Origin of the sequence: Yinghuangia aomiensis (genome assembly GCF_039542225.1) — a bacterium.
GTDB classification, from domain to species: domain Bacteria; phylum Actinomycetota; class Actinomycetes; order Streptomycetales; family Streptomycetaceae; genus Yinghuangia; species Yinghuangia aomiensis.
Window position 1 is genome coordinate 370,498 of sequence record NZ_BAABHS010000002.1, and the last position, 20,301, is coordinate 390,798.

Here is a 20,301-nt window from a genome sequence, read left to right on the forward strand (position 1 = left end):
CCGAACAGGCGGCCGGGCCTTCGTCGTTACTGTCACTCGATTGACATCTTTCTATCGAGAAATCGACCCTGACGCGTGCGTCCGATGATGCGACGATGGACGCATGGGGGCAGAGCGGGGTCAAGGGGAGCGGAGCGCGCACGCGCGACCGCCACTCGACGCTGCCCGAAATCGGGGCCACGCAACTCCCGGCATGGTCGCGGGAGATGACGACGGGTGGGGCGAAGACCCGGACACCGTCGTCCTGGACCGCGGCCGCGCCGACGCATTCGCCCGTGGCCGGGCCAAACGCCCCGACGACTACGCGGTGTTGGTGCCGTTCCGGTCGCGCCGCCGCGGCTCGGGCGACGATCTCGCGGGCGGTGACGACCCGGGCCTGGAACCGGGAGAGGATCTCGACCGCCGCGAACTCGCCGAACTGGAACGCCGCTACCGCGAACGCGCGGGCCGCGACGCGACCGCGGCCAGCCGGCTCGGCCTCCTGCTGCTGCGCCGCGGCGACGCGGAAGCCGAGACGTGGCTGCGCCGTGCGGCGGAATCCGGCCACCGCGGTGCGGCGACGAACCTCGGCGTGCTCATGCACCGCGAGGACCGGGTCGACGAGGCACGCCGCTGGTGGCTGCGCGCCGCCGAGGCGGGCAGTCGGATCGCCGCGTTCTCGCTCGGGGCGCTGTTGTTGGACGGCGCGCCGGAGGATGCGGGGCCGCACGAGTCGGAGGACGTCGGCCAGGCGCTGTACTGGCTGCGCAATGCCGCCGAAGCGGGGCACGTCCGGGCCGCGTTGGTGCTGGGCGAGTTCCACGAGCAGCGGGGGCAGGCCGGGGCCGAGCGCTGGTACCGGCGCGCGGCTGAGGCCGGGCATCCCGAGGCGGCGTACCGGCTCGGCCGGACCGGGCAGGAGCGCGGCGACGAACGCGCCGCGGCGGCCTGGTTCTTGCGGGCCGCGTCGTGCGGGCACATCCGCGCCGCGGTGCGGCTGGCGCAGTTGCTGCAGCGGGCGGGCGATCTGCCGGAGGCGGAGAGCTGGTTCCGGCTGGCCGCGGAGGAAGGCGATGCGGCGGCCGCGCGGGCGCTCGGGTTCCTGCGCCAGGACGGCGGCGACGTGGACGGTGCGGCGCACTGGTGGCGGCGTGCCGCGGAGGACGGCGACGGGACTGCGGCGAACGCGCTCGGTGCGCTGCTGGCCGCCGAAGGGCGGGCTGCCGAGGCCGCGCACTGGTACGAACGCGCCGCGGCGACGGGCGAGTCCAACGGTGCCTTCAACCTCGGCCTGCTGCACGCCTCGCGCGAGGACGACGCGGAAGCCGAGCGCTGGTACCGGATGGCCGCGTACGCGGGGCACGCCGAGGCGGCGAACGCGCTCGCCGGGCTGCTGCTGGCCCGCGACGACGAAGAAGAGGCCGAGGTGTGGTTCGCGCGCGCCAGCGAAGCGGGCAGCATCGACGGCGCGTACAACCTGGGCATCCTCTACGCGCGTCGGCCGACCGCGGAGGGGGCCGCGGCGGCGGAGCGGTGCTGGGCGCGGGCGTGCGAATCCGGCCATCCGGACGCGGCGTTGCAGTTCGGCATGATCCTGGAGCGGCGTGGCGCGGCGGAGGCCGCGGTGCGGGCGTACCGGGTGGCGGCGGCGGCCGGGCGCACGGTGGGTGCGGTGCGGCTCGCGGCGTTGCTGGCGCAGCTCGGCGACGCGGCGGGTGCCGAGGACTGGTACGCGGCGGCGGCCGATGCGGGGCACGTCCCGGCCATGCTGCGCTGTGGTGTGCTGCTCGCCCGGCGCGGTGCCGAAGGGTCGGCGGCGCGGCGGTTCCGGGCGGCCGCGGATGCGGGAAGTGTGGCCGGCGCCTGGAACTTGGGCCTGGTGCATCTGCGGCGCGGGGATCCGAAGGGTGCCGAGCCGTGGCTGCGGGCGGCGGCCGAGCACGGGCACGGGCGGGCCGCGATGCGGCTGGTCGTCCTGGCGCTGAAACGGAGCGACGTGGCGGCGGCGGAACGCTGGTGCGGTCCGGTGATCGCCTACGGGCCGCCGGAACTCGCGGCGCGCGCGGAGCGGTTGCTCCATGCGCTGCGCGCCGAGATGGCGTCCTGATCCGGGCGTCCCGCGTCGACGCGACGCGGCACCGGCCTGTGCAGGCCGGTGCCGCGGAGGTGCGGGGTGCGGGTCAGCCGTTGTGGCCGACGGCTTCCGCGTAGAAGGACCGGTCCACGAGCTTGTCCTCGGGCAGCGCCGGTGCTTCGACGACCTTGCCGGCGACGAACTGCTCCTGGGCCTTGTCGACGGTGCCCTTGCGGATCTCCCAGTCGGTCACCAGGGACGGCACGGCCGACAGCAGTTCGGGCTTGCTGCCGAGCGTGGTGGCGAGTTCCTGGACGAACGCCGGGTCGGACTTGTAGTCGCCGGCGAAGTAGGTGTTGATCGTGCGGATCAGCGCCCGCGCGAACGCGACGCCGGCGTCGCGGTTCTTCTCCAGCAGGTTCGGGCCGTAGAGGAAGCCGCCGATCGGCTCGCCGGCGGGCTGGCCGCCGAGGAACGCGTAGCCGGGCTTGTTGTCGAAGTTCTTCCAGACCGGGTCGAGCAGCCAGGCCGCGTCGACGCCGCCGTTCTCCAGCGCCTGCGCGACGCCCTGCGCGTCGAGCTGCTTGAAGTCGACGTCGGTGGGCTTGGCGTTGTGCTTGTCCAGCACCGACGCGATCGGGTACATGATGATCGACGTCTTGCCGACCAGCGAGCCGAAGGACTTGCCCTTGAGGTCGACCTGTTCGGCGGTCTGGCCGTCCTTGAGGCGGGCCCACACGCCGGACTTCGACTTGGGGTCGGACGAGTAGTTGCCGAGGACCCACTTGACGTCGAAGTTCTGCTTTGCGGCGTTGACGAAGCCGGCCTCGGGCGCCGAGTAGAGGGCGTCGATCTGGCCCTTGGCGAGCGAGGTGATGGCGTCGGTCGACGGCATCTGCTTGATCTCGACGTCGAGGTTTTCCTTGTCGAACTCGCCCTTGGCCTTGGCCATGCGCAGCGGGCCGAGGTATTCGGCGGAGAGCGTGCCCGCGGTGACGACGATCTTGGTCTTGGCGGCGAGCGGCTTGGGCGCGGGGGTGTTGGGCGCGCAGCGGGCCGGGGCGCGGGTGGGGGACAGGTCGGCCGGGTCGGTCCAGCCCTTCTCACATCCGGCGACGGCGGCGACGGGCGTGGTGGGGGACGGGGCGGACTTGGCGTTGTCGGTCTTGTTCCCGTCGTCCGACGAGACGCACGCGGTGAGCAGTGCGGTGCACGCGAGCAAGACCGTGGCCACGGTGGTGTGGCGACGTGCCATGAGGGTTTCCTCCGGGGGACATGAGGTGTGGAGCAGACCGCCGCCGGGGCTGCGGTGGTCCGGCCGTGCGTGCGGCTCAGCTGCCGCCGGCGCCGCGGCGGTCGGGTGCCCACGGGGTGAGCAGCCGGCCGATGAAGCGGACGAGTTCGGAGAAGGCGACGCCCACGATGGCGACGACGATGATGCCGACGTACATCGCGCGGTTGTCGAAGAGTTCCTTGGCGTTGAAGATCAGGTAGCCGAGGCCGTCGCGGTTCGGCGAGGCGATGCCCTCGGACGCGACGATGACGAGTACCGCCATCCCGGACGCGAGGCGCAGACCGACGACCACCTGGGGCAGCGAGGCCGGGATGAGGATGTGCCGGTACATCTGCCACCGCCCGGCGCCGAAGACCGTCGCGGCTTCGCGGTAGCCCTCGGGGACGGTGAGGACCGACGCCATCGTCTGGATCCACACCACGAAGAAGACCGTGACGGCGATCAGGACGATGTGCGGGGTCTCGCCGAGGCCGAAGATGATGAGGAAGACCGGCAGCAGGGCGAGCTTGGGGACGACGTACAGGGCGTCCAGCATCGGTTCGAGGGCGGCGCGGACCAGCGGCATCGAGCCGGTGAGCAGGCCGACGGCGTAGCCCGCGAACGCGCCGAGGGTGAAGCCGAGCAGGGCGCGGCGCACGGTGGCCCAGATGTCCGGCCACAGCTTGCCGTCCACGAGCCGGTCCCAGCCGTCCTGGAAGATCGTCTGCGGCGCCGGGTAGAGCCGCGAGTCGATCCAGTTCTGCTGGACGGCGAGCTGCCACCACAGGATCAGCAGCAGCGGCACGGCGATGCCGAGGCCGATCTCCAGCACCCGGCGGCGGACGCGGGTCTTGCCCGGGTCGAGTTCGGCGGGGCCGGGCGCGCGGACGAGGAGCAGGCCGGGCTTGGCGGCGGCGGACGCCGCGGGCCGGGCGGCCTTGTCGGTCCCGCCGGACCGGGGGGCCGGGGGCGCTGTACTGCCGGTGGCATCGGCGGACTTCGCCCCCGGTTCGGCGCCGGCGGCGGTGTCGTGCTGCGCGGTGTTCTCGGTCATGACGTGGCTCCGGCCGTGGCGGTCTCGACCTCGCCGCGCAACAGGGCCCACAACTCGGCCTGCATCTCGGCGAATTCCGGGGAGGTGCGGACGGCACCGGTCCGCGGACGGGCGAACGGCGGGACGCGTTCGGCGATGATGCGTCCGGGCCGCGACGACATCACCAGGACGCGGTCGCCGAGCAGCAGGGCCTCCTCCAGGCTGTGCGTGACGAACAGGACGGTGCGCTGGTCGGCTTGGCAGACCTCCAGCAGCTCGTCCTGGAGGATCGTCCGGAGCTGGGCGTCGAGAGCGGCGAACGGCTCGTCCATGAGCAGGATCTCCGGCTCCACGGCGAGTGCCCGCGCGATCGACACGCGCTGCTGCATGCCGCCGGACAGAGCGGCGGGGTACTGGTCGGCGAACTGGGCGAGGCCGAGGCGGCCGAGCCAGTCGCGGGCGCGTGCGTCGGCTTCCTTGCGCGGCACGTGCTGGATGTCCAGGCCGAAGCGGACGTTGGCGAGGACGGTCTTCCACGGACTGATGCCGTAGTTCTGGAACACCATGGCGGCGGGGTGCGGCGAGTTCGCGGCGATCTCGACGCGGCCCGCGGTCGGCCGGACGAGGCCGGCGACGATGCGCAGGAACGTCGACTTGCCGCAGCCGGACGGGCCGACGATGCAGCAGAACTCGCCGGTACGGATGTCCAGGTCCAGCGGGCCGAGGGCGTCGACGCGTTTGGCCCCGCGGCCGAAGTGGCGTTCCACGTCGGCCGCGTGGATCTTCACATCCGGTGCGCCGGCACCGCCGGTCACCGGATCCGGTGGCGTTGCGGTCACGTTCATCCACTCCCGGGAGCAATCGGAGGGTTGGTGCGAGGTGTTCGCCTCTCGGGGGTTTTCGGTATCCGAAAAGTGATCACCGTCGTGCCGCGTGACGATATGACGGGTCGTCAGGTGAGACAAGAGAAATCGACGTTTGGGTCGACAAAGACACAATGTGGGATGCGGATGCGGGGGAGTCGAGCCGCGTACGGCAGGCTGGACGGCGAGGCGGGGGCCGGAGGTCGCGAACGGTGGCGGGCGCGGCGCGCGGATGCGGCGAGGGGGCCGCTCCGCCGACGCCGCCGCACGGCGGTGACCTGGGGCGGCGTCACGCGGATGAGCCCCGGCTGCGGCGGTATGAACGCCGTGCGGCCGTGGCGGTCCGGCCGGGGCGCGGCACGAAGTGGGCAGCGGCGGCACGACGGCCGCCGGACGGGAGGGGCGGGATGCGGGCCGAGGGAGACGACGGACAGCGCGGAACGGATAGCGCGCGGGCGGAGGCGTCCCCGGGCATCCCGGCGAGCCGTCGGGGGCGGAGCGAGGATGCGGCCGCGAAATCGGCCGTGGATGCGAGGGCCGAGGGCGGCCGGGCCGAGCGTTCGGACGCCGCAGCCGCAGCCGCAGCCGCAGCCGCAGCCGCAGTCGCAGTCGGTGCGTCGGGCTCGGGCGGCGCCGCGGACTCGGTCGGCCATGGTCCCGTCGGAGGCGCTCCGGCGGCGCGCTCCGCGCCGCACGGTTCTGCGGGCATCCGTTCTGCGGGCATCCGTTCCGCGGAAGCCGTCGTCGACGACGCGATCGCCGGACGCCCTTCGCGTGAAGCGGTCGTGTCCCTCGCCGCCGAGGCGGCCGCCGGATTTCCCGCGGCGCGCGCGGATGTTCTGCTCGCGTTGCTCCGCGAAGCCGCTGCCGACGGCCATGTGCCCGACCTCGACGCCGCTGCCGCCGCCCTCGCCGAACTCCCGCCCCGCACCCTGGTCGCGCTCGACGCCGCCGCCCGGCAACCGGGCGCGGCACGGGAGTTCGCCGGTGGAGTGAAGAGCCGCCGGGGGCTGCTCGGGCAGGGGCATCTTGCCCTGCTTGCGCTGCTCGCGATGGACGAGAACGGCGGCATCCGCGAGGAAGCCGTCGTGCGGTTGGCCGCCCGACCCGGCCGGCTTGCCGCCGCGATGCTGGCGCTGCGCAGCGACGACTGGGCCGAGCCGGTGCGGCGCCGAGCCCGCGTGGGGCTGATGTGGCGGCTGGACCCCGACGAAGCCGCCGCCGTCGTGCCGATTCTCGACCTGCGGCGCGGCAGGTCACGCGCCGAGGGCATCTCCGACGTGTATCGGGACGCCTATCGCGCCGCGCATCTGCCCGCACGGCGTCACGGGCCCGCCCGCGACCTGGCCGCGTCGCCGACTCCGCCGCTGCGCCGGTTCGGCCACGAACTCGCCCGGGGTCTGGGGATATCCGACGACAAGGAGCTGCTGCGGATCGCCCTGCGCGACCGGGACCACGCGTGCCGGTCGGCGGCGGGGCACGAGCTGCTGCGTCGGTTGCGGGGCCGGCATCGCGACCGGGCTGCGTTGGCGTTGCTGCGGGTGGACGACGCGGGTGTGCGTGAGCGCGCGGTCGAGGCGTTGCCGCCGATGAGCGACCCGCGCCCGTTGGCTTCCGCCCTTGCCGACCGTTCGCCCGCGGTTCGCGCCGCCGCACGCGGCCGTCTGGTCGCGGGCGGCACCGACCCCGCGAGCGCCTATCGCGCGCTGCTCGACAAGCCGCCGGGCCGCGGCCTGGTGCCCGGGCTGTTGATCGGGCTCGGCGAATGCGGTCGGGAGCACGATCTGGCGGAACTGCATGCGCACTTGGATGCCGACGAGCCCGCGTACCGCCGCGCGGCCCGCGCCGGAGCGGTGGCGTTGACGAGGACGTGGCTGCCCGAGGAGCACGGGGACCGGTGAGTGACGGGGGCCGGAGAACGCCGGGCGGGTGGGGCGGTAGCGCTGTGCCCGGATGGTGCGATGGCGCCCGGTCCGCAGGCGCGAGCGGCCGGTTGCCTCGGCGTGGCGAGAGCCCGTCCGGGGCCTGACCGCCTCCGGGCCGCTCAGCCCCGGCAGTCCGGGCACAGCCCCCGGTAGGTGATCTCCACCCCGGTCACCGCGAAGCCGAACGCCGCGTCGTCCGGCAGCAGGCCGGTGTCCGGCGGGGCCGGCACGTCGCGGATGGTCCGGCAGCCGGTGCACACCAGGTGGTGGTGCGGCCGGTGCGCGTTCGGGTCGTAGCGCTTCGCGCGCCCGTCGGTGGCGACCTCGAGGACCTCGCCGAGGGCGACCAGCTCGCCCAGCGTGTTGTACACGGTCGCGCGGCTGATCTCGGGCAGCCGCTGCCCCGCGCGCTCGTGCACCTCGTCGGCGGTGAGGTGCACGTGCTCGCCGTTGAGGACCTCGGCCACGACGCGCCGCTGCGCGGTCAGCCGCCACCCGCGTTCGCGGAGGCGTTCCAGAAGGTCGGTCATGCGGGAAGAGTACACCCCTACCAACTTTGGAATCAGTCCAAATTCAGAACTAGACAAGTTCTAAGTTCGGATCTAGGTTGGAGTCCGTCCGCAGGCCGGGACGCCGCGACACCGGCGCCCGGGGTCCGAAGGGGAGTACTCGCATGTCCGACACCACCGCCTCGCGCGCCACCCTCACCACCGAGTCCGGGGCGCCGGTCGCCGACAACCAGAACTCCGCGCAGGCCGGCGTCGGGGGTCCGCTGCTGATCCAGGACCAGTACCTGCTGGAGAAGCTCGCCCGTTTCAACCGGGAGCGGATCCCGGAGCGCGTGGTGCATGCCCGCGGGTCAGGCGCGTACGGCTACTTCGAGGTCACCGCCGACCTCACCCGCTTCACCAAGGCGCATTTCCTCGCCGAGCCGGGGCGCCGCACCGAGGTCTTCGCCCGCTTTTCGACGGTCGCCGGCAACCTCGGCGCCGCCGACGCGGTGCGCGACCCGCGCGGGTTCGCGCTGAAGTTCTACACCGAGGAAGGCAACTACGACCTCGTCGGCAACAACACCCCGGTCTTCTTCATCAAGGACCCGCTGAAGTTCCCCGACTTCATCCACACGCAGAAGCGCGACCCGTACACCGGCATCCAGGAAGCCGACAACGTCTGGGACTTCTGGGGCCTGTCGCCCGAGGCGACCCACCAGGTGACGTGGCTGTTCGGCGACCGCGGCATCCCCGCGTCGTACCGCCACATGGACGGGTTCGGCTCGCACACCTACCTGTGGACGAACGCCGAGGGCCAGGCGTACTGGGTGAAGTACCACTTCAAGACCGACCAGGGCATCCGCACCCTGACCTCCGCCGAGGCCGCCGAACTCGCCGGCCGCGACCCCGACTCGCACCAGCGCGACCTGCGCGAGGCCGTCGACGCCGGGCAGTTCCCGTCGTGGACGCTCAAGGTCCAGCTCATGCCGGTCGCCGACGCGGCGAAGTACCGGTTCAACCCGTTCGACCTGACCAAGGTGTGGCCGCACGCCGACTACCCGCTCGTCGAGGTCGGCCGGCTGGTCCTGGACCGGAACCCGGAGAACGTCTTCGCCGAGGTCGAGCAGGCCGCGTTCTCGCCGAACAACTTCGTCCCCGGCATCGGTCCGTCGCCGGACAAGATGCTCCAGGGACGGCTGTTCGCGTACGCGGACGCGCACCGCTACCGCCTGGGCGTGAACCACACCCAGCTCGCCGTCAACGCCCCGCACGCCGCGACCGCGCGCAACCACGGCCGGGACGGCGCGATGGCGACGAACACCGGCGGCCGGGCCAAGAACTACGAGCCGAACAGCTTCGGCGGCCCGTACGAGACCGGCGAGCCGCTCTACGCGGCCTCCCCGGTCACCGGCCACACCGGCACGTTCGAGGCCCCGTCGCACGCCGAGGACGACGACTTCGTGCAGGCGGGCAACCTGTACCGGCTGATGTCCGAGGACGAGAAGGCCCGGCTGGTCGCCAACCTCGCCGGGTTCATCGCCCAGGTCACCCGCGACGATCTCGTCGACCGGGCGGTCGCGAACTTCCGGGCCGCGGACGCGGAGTACGGCGACCGGCTGGAAGCGGCGGTGAAGGCGCTGCGCACCGGCTGACGCGGCCGCGCACCCGGAGCGGGCGCGGACCGGGGCCGCCCGGCGGGGGATCCGCCGGGCGGCCCGCGGCTATCCCACGAGTTCCGCGGCGGCCTTCAGCCGGGCCGCCCGCTCCTGTTCGCGGAGCGTGCAGCGCACGATGTCGCGGACCGAGATGATGCCGACGACTTCGTGGCGGTCCACCACGATCAGATGCCGGAAGCTGCCGCGGTCCATCGCCGCGGCGGCGTCCGCGAGCGACCAGCGCGGCGTCGCGAACACGACGTTCGAGGTCAGGTGGTCGCCGGCGATCTCCCGGTCGGGATCCTCCGCGGCGCCCAGCGAGTTGAGGATGTCCCGTTCGGTCAGGATGCCGATCCCGCCGGCGTCGGGATCGATGACGACGGCGGCGCCGATCTGCCGGGCTGCCATGAGCCGGGCGGCGTCGCGCAGGGTGTGGGTCGGGCCGATGGTCAGGACGACCGTGCTCATGCCGTCGCGGACGAGCATGCTGCACCACCTCCGGAATTGGGGGTCGGGCGTCGCGGAACGGCCACTTGAGAACCAATTCACAAGTTCACAAGCGCTTCCATGCTCATAGTCACACGGGCATGCGGGCAGGCGAAAGCTTTGTCGGGATTTACCGAGAATTTCTTGCTTTCCGGCGGCTTCCGGGGAGTTGGTGCCGGAGTCCGTGACGGGCTTCGTTCCCGGATGCGGTGCGGGTGCGGTGCCGGTGTGGTGCGGGTGCGGTCAGCCGCGCTGGTTGAGGTAGCCGAGCAGGTCCTCGTGCAGCCGGCCGTTCGACGCCGCGGCGTTGCCTTCGGCCGGGCTCGCGATCCCGTCCAGCGACGTGAACTTGCCGCCGGCCTCGGTGACGATGACCGACAGCGCGGCCAAGTCCCACAGGTTGACCTCGGGCTCCGCGCACATGTCCACGGCGCCTTCGGCGACCAGCATGTAGGACCAGAAGTCGCCGTACGCGCGGCTCCGCCACACCGCCCGGGTCAGGTCCAGCATCCCGTCCAGCGCGCCCCGGTCCTCCCAGCCGCCCAGGCTGGAGTACGCGAACGACGCGTCCTCGACGCGCGCCACTTCGGACACCCGGATCCTGGATGCCTGCGACAGGCTTCGCCCGGTGAACGCCCCGGCGCCCTTCGACGCCCACCAGCGGCGGCCGAGCGCGGGCGCGGAGACCAGGCCGACGACGACCTCGTCCCCGTCCATCAGCGCGATCAGCGTCGCCCACACGGGCACGCCGCGCACGAAGTTCTTGGTGCCGTCGATCGGGTCGACGACCCAGCGGCGCGGCCCGTGGCCGGTCGACCCGTATTCCTCGCCGAGTACCGCGTCGCGCGGCCGGGCCCGGCCGAGCTGGGCGCGGATCAGCTCCTCGGCGGCCTTGTCCGCGTCGCTGACCGGCGTCATGTCCGGCTTGGTCTCGATCTTCAGGTCGAGCGCCTTGAAGCGGTCGAGCGTGGTCGCGTCGGCGGCGTCCGCGAGGACGTGGGCGAAGCGCAGGTCGTCGTCGTAGCCGGGCATGGCGCGAACACTAGTCGCTCGGGGCCCGCGGCTGCCACGCGGGAGGCGGGGCCTGGCGGGCCGGGTGGCGGACGGGGCGGCCGGGGGCGCGCGGAGGGGCGCGCGGGGGCCGCTGCGGGCTTCTGTCCCCCGGTACGGCGAACGGCCTTTCGCGGTGTCCCGCGGGGCTCGTACGCTTCGGGGGCAGACGTTCACGGCCGCCGGTCGGTGAATCGGTGGAGCCAAGAGAAAGGGCCCGGGGGCCGCGATGGCACGATTCGGCATGAGCGGCGGACGAGCGCGCGGCGACGAGGCCGTGCCGGGGCCGGACGTGGTGGCACCGCGCCGGAGCCTGGACGGCTGGACCCTGGAGGGCACCGCCCTCGGCGCCCGGTTCACGGGCGAGGAGCTGCGCGAACTCGGCACCCTCATGCACGGGGTCAGCGCGGGGATGGACACTCCGTGGACGTACGAGCGCGCCGCGGACATCCTCGAAGCGGGCGGCGAACGCCCGCAGGCACTGGCCGTGTTGGACGCCTACTTCGCGCTGCCGAGCCGCATACACGACGCGAACCCGGTCTCGACCAGGGCTTTGGCCCGGCGGCGGCAGCGGCTGCGCAAGCGGCTCGGGGTGCGGGTGCCGGACGCGGTGGACCTGGCGGTGGACACGGCGGACGACGACGCCGAGGTGCCGGCGAGCCGTGCGGGCGAGGTGCAGGCACTCGCCGACCTGGACGTGGCGGCGTTCGCGAAGGCGGGCGACGCGGGGGCGACTTCGGGTTCGGGCAACGGCACCGGGACGCGCGCCGCCGGAGCATCGGGCGCGGCGGCCAAGACGGGCACGGCGCCGGGAGGCTCGCCGAACGGTGCGGGGGGTGCCGGGGCATCCGCCGGATCCCCGCCGCGGCCCGCGGGCCCGAGTGCCGCCCGCCGCGGTTTGGCCGCGGCCAAGCGCAAGAGCAAGGCGGTAGGCCGTGTGATCGCCGCGAAGGCGGCAGCGGCGGCGCCGAGCGCGGGGCCGGCGAGCGCCCCGGACGACGACACGCGGCCGGAACTGCCGCAGGCGCCCACGGTGATCCCGCCCCGCCCGGCATCCCCGCCGCCTCCGATCGACGGCACCGCCCCGATCCCGCGCAAGCCGGAGAGGGGCGTGACCGACATCCCGCTCCCGCCCAAGCCCGCGACCCCGCCCCCGGTCGACGACGCGGCAGAGCCCGACCCGGCCGACAAGCCGTAGGCGGGCACGCGAGGGCGAAGGGCACGCGGTGGGATGCCGGGGCGCCGCGACCGCGGCGGTCCCGGATGCTCCGGCTCCGGGCACCCGCCCCGGGTGCGCGGCGGATGCAGCCACCGGGGCGGACCCCGCCTCGTATCGGGGCTCGCGGTTGCTCGACTTCGCGGGAGTCCCGGCGCTCCGGCGTGCCGCTGTGGGTCGCGCCGACGGCCTCCGACGGCAGCCGCATGTTGCTTGAAAGCAGCAGCTACCCCCCGCTCCTCGGGCGTCCCGGGCACGTCCCCACGGCGCACGGGGTCGGGTGGGCTGCGGCCGTCTGCACCCGACCGGCCGTCGGGTGAGCCGCTTCGGTCGGTGCCCGCCCGCATCGGCTTTCCCGGCCAACCGCCGCCCCTGCCGCGGTTTTTCCGCATGCCCGCAGCGTCGCCCGCGGGCGGGTGGACCCCGTTCCGTCCCCGCGCCACGATGAGAAGACACCCTCGCGACAGAAACCGGGTGAATCGTCATGGCCGAACACGCCGACAGCGCCATGGTCCGCCGCGGATACGAAGCGTTCTCCGCCGGTGACATGCAGACCCTCGGGGCGATGATGACCGGCGACGTGACCCACCACGTTCCCGGCGACCATCCGCTCTCCGGGCACATGAAGGGCCTCGACAACGTCCTCGGCTACTACGGGCGGCTGTTCTCCGAGACCGACGGCACGGTGCGCGTCACGTTGGAGCACGTGTTCGCGGACGGGCGCGGGCACGCGATCAGCGTCCACCGTTTCACCGCGACCCGGAAGGGCCGCTCGATCGACCAGCGCGGCGGGCTCTTCTTCACGATCGTCGGCGGCAAGATCACCGACATCGACGAATGCTCGCCGGACATCGACGTGGACAACGAGTTCTGGAGCTGACCCCCAGTCGGAATCGGCTGCCCCCGCGGGACACCTTGACGGCCGCCTCGCGGGCGAGTGAAGCTTGACACGAAAGACGTTCGTGTAAAGCCCACTTCGGTTCATCACCCGCTCGTGGGGAGCCGCCGGTGCCGTCCGTCCGCGAAGCACTGCTGCAAGCCGCCCGCGACGCCGCGGTCGCCGGCGCCTGGTCCACCACGCGCATGGCCGACGTGGCCGCCGCCGCGGGCGTCTCCCGGCAGACCCTCTACAACGAGTTCGGCACCAAAGACGCGCTCGCCGAGGCCCTCACCCACCGCGAGGCCGAGCACTTCCTCGCCGGCACCTCCGCGGCGAGCCGCCGCACCCCCGGCGACGCGGGCGACTGCACCCGCGCCGCCACCTTGTGGGCACTCCACGAGGCGCGCCAGAACCTGCTCGTCAAAGCCGCGCTGACCGACGAGGCCGCGGGCCTGCTGCCCACCCTCACCACCCGGTCGGCGGGACTCGTCGCGCTGTTCCGCGACAACGCCGCCGCCGTCCTGCGGGAACGCTGGCCCGACCTCGACCCCGGCGAAGTCGCGTGGGTGGCCGAGATGGCCGTCCGTATCACCGTGTCGCACCTTGTCGTGCCGACCGAGGCCGCCGAAGTCACCGCGGACCACATCGCGGTGCTCGTCCGCAGACTCCTCGGCACCTCCGCCGTGCCCGCGCCCGACGCGCCGCGGCCCTGACCGCCGAAGCCCCCGAATCCTCCCTGAGCATCCCCGAGCACCTCCGGAACCCGTACGTCACCAGGCACCACCGGCTCACTCCGCCACGAAGGAGATCGCCCGTGTCGACGCACGACCTCTACGCGCTCCCGGCCGACATGACCGTCTGGGAAGTCCCCGCCGCCGGCTCCGCCCGGTTCACGTGGGAGTACGACGAAGGCCGCGACCGCCTCCTCGCCCTCTACGCCAAGGGCAAGGACAAGCAGTGGGACGCCGCCAAGCGCATCGACTGGGACCTCCCCGTCGACCCCGTCTCGCCGCTCGGCCTCCCCGAGGAGACCCACACCCTCTACGGCACGCCCAGCTGGAACAAGATGTCGCGGAAGGAACGCGACGAACTCGGCCGGCACAGCATGGCCTGGCAGTTCAGCCAGTTCCTGCACGGCGAACAGGGCGCGCTGATCTGCTCCGCGCGCATCGCCGAATCCGTCCCCGACCTGGACGCGAAGTTCTACGCCGCCACACAGGTCATGGACGAGGCCCGGCACGCCGAGACGTACGCCCGCTTCCTCAAGGACAAAGTCGGGCTGTACTACCCGATCAACCCGCAGCTGAAGCAACTCCTCGACGACACGCTGTCGGACGGCCGCTGGGACATGCCGTACCTGGGCATGCAGGTCCTCATCGAGGGCCTCGCGCTCGCTGCGTTCGGCATGCTGCGCGACATCACGCCGGTCGAACTGCCCAAGCAGATCCTCGCGTACGTCATGCAGGACGAGGCCCGGCACGTGGCGTTCGGGCGGCTCGCGCTGCGCGACTACTACCGCGAACTCACCGATGCGGAGCTGGCCGAGCGCGAGGAGTTCGTCGTCGAAGGCTGCTACCTGATGCGCGACCGGCTGCGCGGCGAGGAAGTCTGGGACAACTTCGCCATCGACAAGGCCGAGGCGCTGGAAGCCACCGAGAACTCCGAGTACCTGCGGGACTTCCGCAAGCTGCTGTTCAGCCGGATCGTGCCGTGCATCAAGGACATCGGCCTGTGGGGCCCCAAGGTGCGCGACGCGTTCGCCGACATGGGCGTGCTGGACATGGCATCGACGGACGTCGAGGTGCTGATGCGCGCGGACGAGGACACCGCCGAGGAACTCGACCGCACGCGGCGCTTCGCCGCCGAGGAAGCGGCCCGGGCCGCGGAGGTCGCCGAGATGGTGGCACTCGGCGGGGAATGAGGACGGGAGTGCGCGCGGCGCGGGCGCGGGTACATTCGGCGGCATGAGCGATCTTGTCCGGTATCCGCCGCCCGCGTTCGTTTTCGACCTCGACGGCACCCTCGTCGACAGCGTGTACCAGCACGTCATCTCGTGGCAGGAAGCACTCCTCGAAGCGGACATCCCGCTCGCGACCTGGCGGATCCACCGCAAGATCGGCATGAGCGGCGGCCTGTTCGTCAAGGGTGTGCAGCGCGAGACCGGCATCGTCCTCGACGACGCCGAGGTCGAGCGCCTCCAGGACGCGCACGGCCGGCACTACGCCAAGCGGGTCGCGGACGTGCAGCCGCTGCCCGGCGCCGCCGAGCTGCTCCGGCACCTGACGAACGTCGGGATCAAGTGGACGATCGCCACCAGCGGCCGCCGCTCCGGCGCCGAACCGATGCTCGCCAAGCTCGGCGCGCCCGCCGACCTGCCGATGGTGACGCGCGACGAGGTGGCCCGCGCCAAGCCCGACCCCGACCTGTTCCTGGCCGGCGCGGCCAAGCTCGGCGTCGAGCCGCGCGACTGCGTCGTGGTCGGCGACAGCATCTGGGACCTGCTGGCCGCGCGCCGCGCCGGATCGCTCGGCGTCGGCCTGCTGTCCGGCGGCTACGGCGCCGACGAACTCGAGCGCGCGCACGCGTTCCGCGTGTACGAGGAGCCGGGCGACCTGCTCGCGCACATCGACGAGCTGGGCGTGCGCGGGGTCTGACCCGACTTCGCCCCCGACCGGTCCGCGGTGCCGCCCGAGCCGTCGTCGCGGCGAAACCGGCCGGGTCCGACCGGAGTTCACCCGTTCGGCGGCACGGGGGACGGCGGGGGTGCCCCCGTAAAATTCCGGCATGGCATCAGGTCCGACGCAATCTCCGCGGGACGCCGCAGCACTGCTCGGGGTGCTCGCCGCACCGGACCGGCTGCGGGTGTTCGCCGCGCTCGTCCTCGACGCGCGCGGCACCGCGGAGATCGCCGACCGCGCCGGTCTGGCCCCCCGGGACACCGTGCGGATCCTGGCCCGGCTGGAGGACGCCGGGCTCGCGGCCCGGGTGGGCGACGGCTGGCACGCCTGCCCGGAACGCCTCGGGGAAGCCGCCTTCGCGCCCGACGGCAGCGGCGCCGCCGACTACCCGGGACGCACGCCCGGCGACGTCGCGGTGCTGCGCACCTACCTCGACGACGGGCGGCTCCGGCAACTGCCTCCGCAGCGCGCCAAGCGCCTCGTCGTCCTCGACCACCTCGCCGGACACGTCGAACCGGGCGTGCGCTACACCGAAGCCCAGCTCGCCGACATCCTGCGGCCGCTGGCCGACGACCCCCTGGCGCTGCGGCGACTCCTCGTCGACGAGGGCTTCCTGGGGCGCGAGGGCGGGGTCTACTGGCGGACCGGCGGGACGTTCGACGTGTGACCCCGGCGGGCCGCGGTCACGGCGTGGGGACGGCCGTGGGGACCGGCGTGGGCGTCGCGGTGCTCGCGTAGTCGACCTTCACCGAGCCGTTGTCGCTGGAGATGTCGATCAGGCGCGGGGACATCGGGTCCTGCCGCACGTTGTTCTTGTCGCTGCCGTTCGACGCGCTGAGCTGCACGTTGTAGGCCTCCGGTCCCCTCGGCAGGTACAGCTTGGCGCTGCCGTTGTCGGACGACCCCTTGACGTACGTCGGCGCGTTCAGCAGCGTCGCGCGCAGCGACCCGTTGTCGGTCGAGAAGTCGAGCCGGTCGGCGACCGTGCGGTCCACCGAGATCGAGCCGTTGTTGCTGGTCAGCTTCAGATTGCCGGACGAGTCGCGGACCTTGATGGAGCCGTTGTTGCTGCGCAGGTCGAGCTGCTGGCGCATGCCGTCGGCGGTGATCGAGCCGTTGTCGCCGCGCACCGTGATGGGGATCCCCGTGGGCACCGAGACGGTGTAGTCGCCGTCGCAGGTGATCGACATGAACGACGGGCAGTTGGTGTCGAGGGCGAGGGTGGTGCCTTCGAGCTTCCAGGTCGGGTTGCCGCCGCGGATCGAGTCCGTGATCGTGCGGTCGACGTGCAGGTTGCCCGCCGCACCCGGCACCAGGTGGATCGAGCCGCCGTCGGTGGTGATCTTGAGCTGGTCGCCGGAGAACGCGAAGTCCTTCTGGCTGTCCACGTCGTGCGTCGACGCCAGCACCAGGCCGGCCAGCGCCCCGGAGCCGATCAATCCGACGAGCAGCACTCCGCCGAAGGCGAAGAGCGTCGTACGCAGCGGCCTGGTCATGGCGGGCTCCCGGGATCGGAACGGCGGTCTCGGCGGTGGCCGCGCCGCTCGGGTGCGGCGTTCGGACTCTGGGAGCCTACGAGGCGCGGATGCCGGTGCGGCATGTGGCACTCTCCCGGATCGAGGGTAGGGACAGCCCCACCTTGAACCGGTCGGGCCCCGGCGACGTGCAAGAACGTGCCGGTGCCGGTGCCGGGGAACGAAGATTTCCGCGGATGTCGGCGGCAGATGCCGGGTTCGCCGATGGCGTGAGGAGCCTCCGTATGTTCGACACCGTGTTCGGTCTTCCCGTGCACGTGCTGGTGCTGCACTTCGCTGTGGTGCTGGTGCCGCTCGCCGCGCTCGCCACGATCGCGGTCGCGGTGCGTCCGGCCTGGCTGCCGCGGTTCGGCGTGTGGGTCGCGGCGCTCGACGCGGTCATGGTCGTGCTGGTGTGGGCGACCAAGGAGAGCGGCGAGAAGCTGCTGAAGCGGATCTACCCGGATCCGTCCGCACGCCCGGCGGCGATGCGCACGCACATCGAGCGCGGCGACGACCTGCTCTGGTACGTGGTCGCCTTGTTCGTCGTCGCGGCCGCGCTGGTGGTGGTGGCCCGGCTGCGGGCGGGCGGGCAGGCGGCCATGCGGGACACCGTTCCGGCGTTCGTGGTCCCGGTGGTGGCGGTGCTCGCGGTCGCCGCGGCAGTGCTGGTCACCGTGCAGGTCGTCCGCACCGGGCACGCGGGATCGCAGGTGGTGTGGAAGCCGATCGTGCAGTCCACCAACGGTTGATGCGCGGGTGACGGGCGGGCGCGGGTCAGTCGTCTTCGGCCTGTTCGCGGCTCGCCAGCAGACGCCGCAGCGAGGTCAGCCGGGCCGGGTCGGCGTGGCCGGCCTCGACCCACGTGTCCAGCGCGCAGTCCGGTTCGTCGTGCGAACAGGCGCGGGGGCAGTCCGCCGTGCCCGGCTCCAGGTCGGGGAAGGCGTGGATGATCCGCCCGAGGTCCACGTGGTTGAGGCCGAACGACCGTACGCCCGGGGTGTCGACGGCCCACCCGGAACCGCGCTCGTTGCCGAACCGGGGCAGCCGCAGCGTCAGCGCGGACGTGGTGGTGTGGCGGCCGCGCCCGGTCACCACGTTCACGTGACCCGTGGCCCGCTGCCGGTCCGGTACCAGCGCGTTGACCAGGGTCGTCTTGCCGACGCCGGAGTGGCCGACGAAGACCGTCGTGCGGCCCGCGAGGTGGGCGCGGATCGGGTCGAGGTCCCAGTCGTCGTCGGCGTCGCCGCCACGGGTGACGACGTAGGGCACGCCAAGTGCGCCGTACAGCTCCAGCAGCGACTCGGGCCCGCGCAGGTCCGCCTTGGTGAGCACCAGCAGGGGCTCCATGCCCGCGTCGTAGGCCGCCACCAGGCACCGGTCGATCAGCCGCGGCCGCGGCTCCGGATCGGCGAGGGCGGTGACGATGGCGAGCTGGTCGGCGTTCGCCACGATGATGCGTTCGAACGGGTCGTCGTCGTCCGCGGTCCGCCGCAGCACCGAACGGCGGTCCTCCACGCGCACGATCCGGGCCAGCGCGCCCTTGTCGCCGCTCATGTCGCCGACGATCGCCACGCGGTCGCCGACCACGACGCCCTTGCGGCCGAGTTCGCGGGTCTTCATGGCGGTCACTTCGTGCTCGCGCCGGGTGTCTTCCTCGACCAGGCAGGTGTACCGGCCGCGGTCGATGGTCAGCACCCGGCCGGTCTCGGCGTCGTCGTGCTTGGGCCGGATCCGGGTCCGCGGGCGCGATCCGCGCCGGGAGGGACGGACGCGGACATCGTCTTCGTCGTAGTCGGTGCGGCGCGTGGACCGGGCGTTCGCCATCGTGGGATCCGTCCGCTCAGCTCGCCTGGTCGGCCGGCATGAGCAGGGCGTGCCACAGCGCCGGGAAGTCCGGCAGCGTCTTCGCCGTCGTGGCGATGTTCTCCACCTCGACCCCCGGCACCGCGAGGCCGATCACCGCGGCGGCGGTGGCCAGCCGGTGGTCGTCGTAGGTCGCGAACTCGCCGCCGTGCAGCGGCCGCGGCCGGATCACCAGGCCGTCCGCGGTGTCGGTGACGTCGCCGCCGAGCCCGTTCAGCTCCTTGGCCAGCGCGGCCAGCCGGTCCGTCTCGTGCAGGCGCAGGTGGGCGATGCCGGTCAGCTCGCTGGGGGAGTCGGCGAGGGCCGCCACCGCGGCGATCACCGGGGTCAGTTCGCCGACATCGTGCAGGTCGGCGGTGATGCCGTGGATCTTGCCGGTGCCGGTGAAGACCAAGCCGTCGTCGGTGAACTCCCACGCGCCGCCCATGCGCGCGAACAGGTCGCGCAGCCAGTCGCCGGGCTGCGTGGTCGCCACCGGCCAGTCGCGCACCGTCACGCGGCCGCCGGTGACGAGCGCGGCGGCGAGGAACGGCGCGGCGTTCGACAGGTCCGGCTCGACCACGACGTCGCGGGCGGCGATCGGGCCCGGGGCGACCTTCCACACGTCCGGCTCGGAGTCGTCGACGGCCACCCCGGCGGCGCGCAGCATCGCGACCGTCATGTCGATGTGCGGCATCGACGGCACGGAACTGCCGATGTGCCGGACCTCGACGCCCTCGGCGAACCGGGCGCCGGACAGCAGCAGCGCGCTGACGAACTGCGAGGACGACGAGGCGTCGATCTCCACGATCCCGCCGCGGAGCGAGCCCGCGCCGCGCACCGTCATCGGCAGGCGGCCGGTGCCCGCGTCGTCGATGTCCGCGCCGAGGTCGCGCAGAGCGAGGATGACGCCGTCGAGCGGCCGCTCGTATGCACGCGGGTCGCCCTCGAAGCGCACGTCGCCCGCGGCCAGCGCGGCGACCGGCGGCAGGAAGCGCATCACGGTCCCGGCGTTGCCGACGTCGACGTGCGCGGGGCCGCGCAGCGGCGCGGGGACGACGCGAAGGTCGCCGTCCGCGGTGTCCTCCACGGTCGCGCCGAGCGCGCGCAGACCCGCCGCCATGAGCGTGGTGTCGCGGCTGTACAACGGCTGCCGCACGGTGCTCGGGCCGTCCGCGAGCGCCGCGAGCACCAGCGCGCGGTTGGTCACCGACTTCGAACCGGGCAGCGCGACGACCGCGTCGACGGGAGCGGAGGCGACAGGAGCGGACCAGAGCGGGGAGGTCATGGTCCATCAGCCTATACGGGCGGCCCCGGCCTCCCCGGGGGGATTTCCGCC

General features: G+C 73.0%; 19 protein-coding genes. 10 read left to right on the forward strand and 9 right to left on the reverse strand.

The window, feature by feature from the left end:
- The first annotated feature begins 193 nt into the window (after window positions 1-193).
- A complete protein-coding gene (locus ABEA93_RS04075; RefSeq protein WP_345673849.1) occupies window positions 194-2,086 on the forward strand; it encodes a sel1 repeat family protein in 1,893 nt (630 codons plus the stop codon).
- Window positions 2,087-2,159: 73 nt separating this feature from the next.
- On the opposite strand, the gene ABEA93_RS04080 is transcribed toward ABEA93_RS04075, so the two are convergent.
- The 3 genes from ABEA93_RS04080 to ABEA93_RS04090 form a co-directional block, all read right to left on the reverse strand.
- Window positions 2,160-3,308, reverse strand: a complete 1,149-nt coding sequence (locus tag ABEA93_RS04080) for an ABC transporter substrate-binding protein (protein ID WP_345673850.1) — start codon at window positions 3,306-3,308, stop codon at window positions 2,160-2,162.
- Window positions 3,309-3,384: 76 nt separating this feature from the next.
- The gene (locus tag ABEA93_RS04085) at window positions 3,385-4,380 is read right to left on the reverse strand and encodes an ABC transporter permease (RefSeq protein WP_345673851.1); all 996 of its coding nucleotides are present in this window, start codon (window positions 4,378-4,380) and stop codon (window positions 3,385-3,387) included.
- On the reverse strand, window positions 4,377-5,198 hold the full coding sequence (locus tag ABEA93_RS04090; RefSeq protein WP_345673852.1) for an ABC transporter ATP-binding protein: 822 nt from the start codon (window positions 5,196-5,198) through the stop codon (window positions 4,377-4,379). Before ABEA93_RS04090 ends, ABEA93_RS04085 begins: the two co-directional genes overlap by 4 nt.
- An 809-nt stretch (window positions 5,199-6,007) precedes the next feature.
- Between ABEA93_RS04090 and ABEA93_RS04095 the strand changes: the two genes are divergently transcribed.
- Entirely contained in the window at window positions 6,008-7,123 is a 1,116-nt protein-coding gene (locus ABEA93_RS04095; protein WP_345673853.1) for a hypothetical protein, read from the forward strand.
- Between the two features lie 143 nt (window positions 7,124-7,266).
- Here the strand turns inward: ABEA93_RS04095 and ABEA93_RS04100 are convergent, their stop codons facing one another.
- The gene (locus ABEA93_RS04100) at window positions 7,267-7,677 is read right to left on the reverse strand and encodes a Fur family transcriptional regulator (protein ID WP_345673854.1); all 411 of its coding nucleotides are present in this window, start codon (window positions 7,675-7,677) and stop codon (window positions 7,267-7,269) included.
- A 143-nt stretch (window positions 7,678-7,820) separates the two neighbouring features.
- Here ABEA93_RS04100 and ABEA93_RS04105 point away from each other — a divergent pair, with 143 nt between their 5' ends.
- Window positions 7,821-9,290 carry a catalase gene (locus ABEA93_RS04105; RefSeq protein WP_345673855.1) on the forward strand — a complete coding sequence of 490 codons (1,470 nt, stop codon included), beginning with the start codon at window positions 7,821-7,823 and terminating at the stop codon, window positions 9,288-9,290.
- A 69-nt stretch (window positions 9,291-9,359) separates the two neighbouring features.
- Here the strand turns inward: ABEA93_RS04105 and ABEA93_RS04110 are convergent, their stop codons facing one another.
- Window positions 9,360-9,779, reverse strand: coding sequence for a CBS domain-containing protein (locus ABEA93_RS04110; protein WP_345673856.1), 420 nt, complete (start codon window positions 9,777-9,779; stop codon window positions 9,360-9,362).
- A 243-nt stretch (window positions 9,780-10,022) separates the two neighbouring features.
- Window positions 10,023-10,811 (reverse strand): histidinol-phosphatase, encoded by a 789-nt coding sequence (gene hisN, locus ABEA93_RS04115; RefSeq protein WP_345673857.1) that lies wholly within the window; start codon window positions 10,809-10,811, stop codon window positions 10,023-10,025.
- Window positions 10,812-11,073: 262 nt separating this feature from the next.
- On the opposite strand from hisN, the gene ABEA93_RS04120 reads away from it, so the two are divergent.
- From ABEA93_RS04120 to ABEA93_RS04145, 6 genes are all read left to right on the forward strand, one after another.
- A complete protein-coding gene (locus ABEA93_RS04120; protein ID WP_345673858.1) occupies window positions 11,074-12,027 on the forward strand; it encodes a hypothetical protein in 954 nt (317 codons plus the stop codon).
- Between the two features lie 502 nt (window positions 12,028-12,529).
- Window positions 12,530-12,925: a nuclear transport factor 2 family protein gene (locus tag ABEA93_RS04125; RefSeq protein ID WP_345673859.1), complete on the forward strand. Its 396-nt coding sequence runs from the start codon at window positions 12,530-12,532 to the stop codon at window positions 12,923-12,925.
- A gap of 128 nt (window positions 12,926-13,053) precedes the next feature.
- Window positions 13,054-13,638: a TetR/AcrR family transcriptional regulator gene (locus ABEA93_RS04130; protein ID WP_345673860.1), complete on the forward strand. Its 585-nt coding sequence runs from the start codon at window positions 13,054-13,056 to the stop codon at window positions 13,636-13,638.
- A 101-nt stretch (window positions 13,639-13,739) separates the two neighbouring features.
- Complete coding sequence (locus ABEA93_RS04135) at window positions 13,740-14,846, forward strand: ferritin-like domain-containing protein (RefSeq protein ID WP_345673861.1); 1,107 nt, start codon at window positions 13,740-13,742, stop codon at window positions 14,844-14,846.
- A 43-nt stretch (window positions 14,847-14,889) separates the two neighbouring features.
- Complete coding sequence (locus ABEA93_RS04140) at window positions 14,890-15,579, forward strand: HAD family hydrolase (RefSeq protein WP_345673862.1); 690 nt, start codon at window positions 14,890-14,892, stop codon at window positions 15,577-15,579.
- 130 nt (window positions 15,580-15,709) lie between these two features.
- Window positions 15,710-16,270: a DUF2087 domain-containing protein gene (locus ABEA93_RS04145; RefSeq protein ID WP_345673863.1), complete on the forward strand. Its 561-nt coding sequence runs from the start codon at window positions 15,710-15,712 to the stop codon at window positions 16,268-16,270.
- Window positions 16,271-16,286: 16 nt separating this feature from the next.
- On the opposite strand, the gene ABEA93_RS04150 is transcribed toward ABEA93_RS04145, so the two are convergent.
- Window positions 16,287-17,099: a DUF4097 family beta strand repeat-containing protein gene (locus ABEA93_RS04150; RefSeq protein WP_345673864.1), complete on the reverse strand. Its 813-nt coding sequence runs from the start codon at window positions 17,097-17,099 to the stop codon at window positions 16,287-16,289.
- A 263-nt stretch (window positions 17,100-17,362) separates the two neighbouring features.
- On the opposite strand from ABEA93_RS04150, the gene ABEA93_RS04155 reads away from it, so the two are divergent.
- Window positions 17,363-17,869: a DUF2231 domain-containing protein gene (locus ABEA93_RS04155; protein ID WP_345673865.1), complete on the forward strand. Its 507-nt coding sequence runs from the start codon at window positions 17,363-17,365 to the stop codon at window positions 17,867-17,869.
- 25 nt (window positions 17,870-17,894) lie between these two features.
- Here the strand turns inward: ABEA93_RS04155 and rsgA are convergent, their stop codons facing one another.
- Together rsgA and aroA are read right to left on the reverse strand one after the other, a co-directional pair.
- Window positions 17,895-18,944, reverse strand: a complete 1,050-nt coding sequence (rsgA, locus tag ABEA93_RS04160; RefSeq protein WP_345673866.1) for a ribosome small subunit-dependent GTPase A — start codon at window positions 18,942-18,944, stop codon at window positions 17,895-17,897.
- Between the two features lie 16 nt (window positions 18,945-18,960).
- Window positions 18,961-20,250 (reverse strand): 3-phosphoshikimate 1-carboxyvinyltransferase, encoded by a 1,290-nt coding sequence (aroA, locus tag ABEA93_RS04165; RefSeq protein ID WP_345673867.1) that lies wholly within the window; start codon window positions 20,248-20,250, stop codon window positions 18,961-18,963.
- Between the last annotated feature and the right edge of the window lie 51 nt (window positions 20,251-20,301).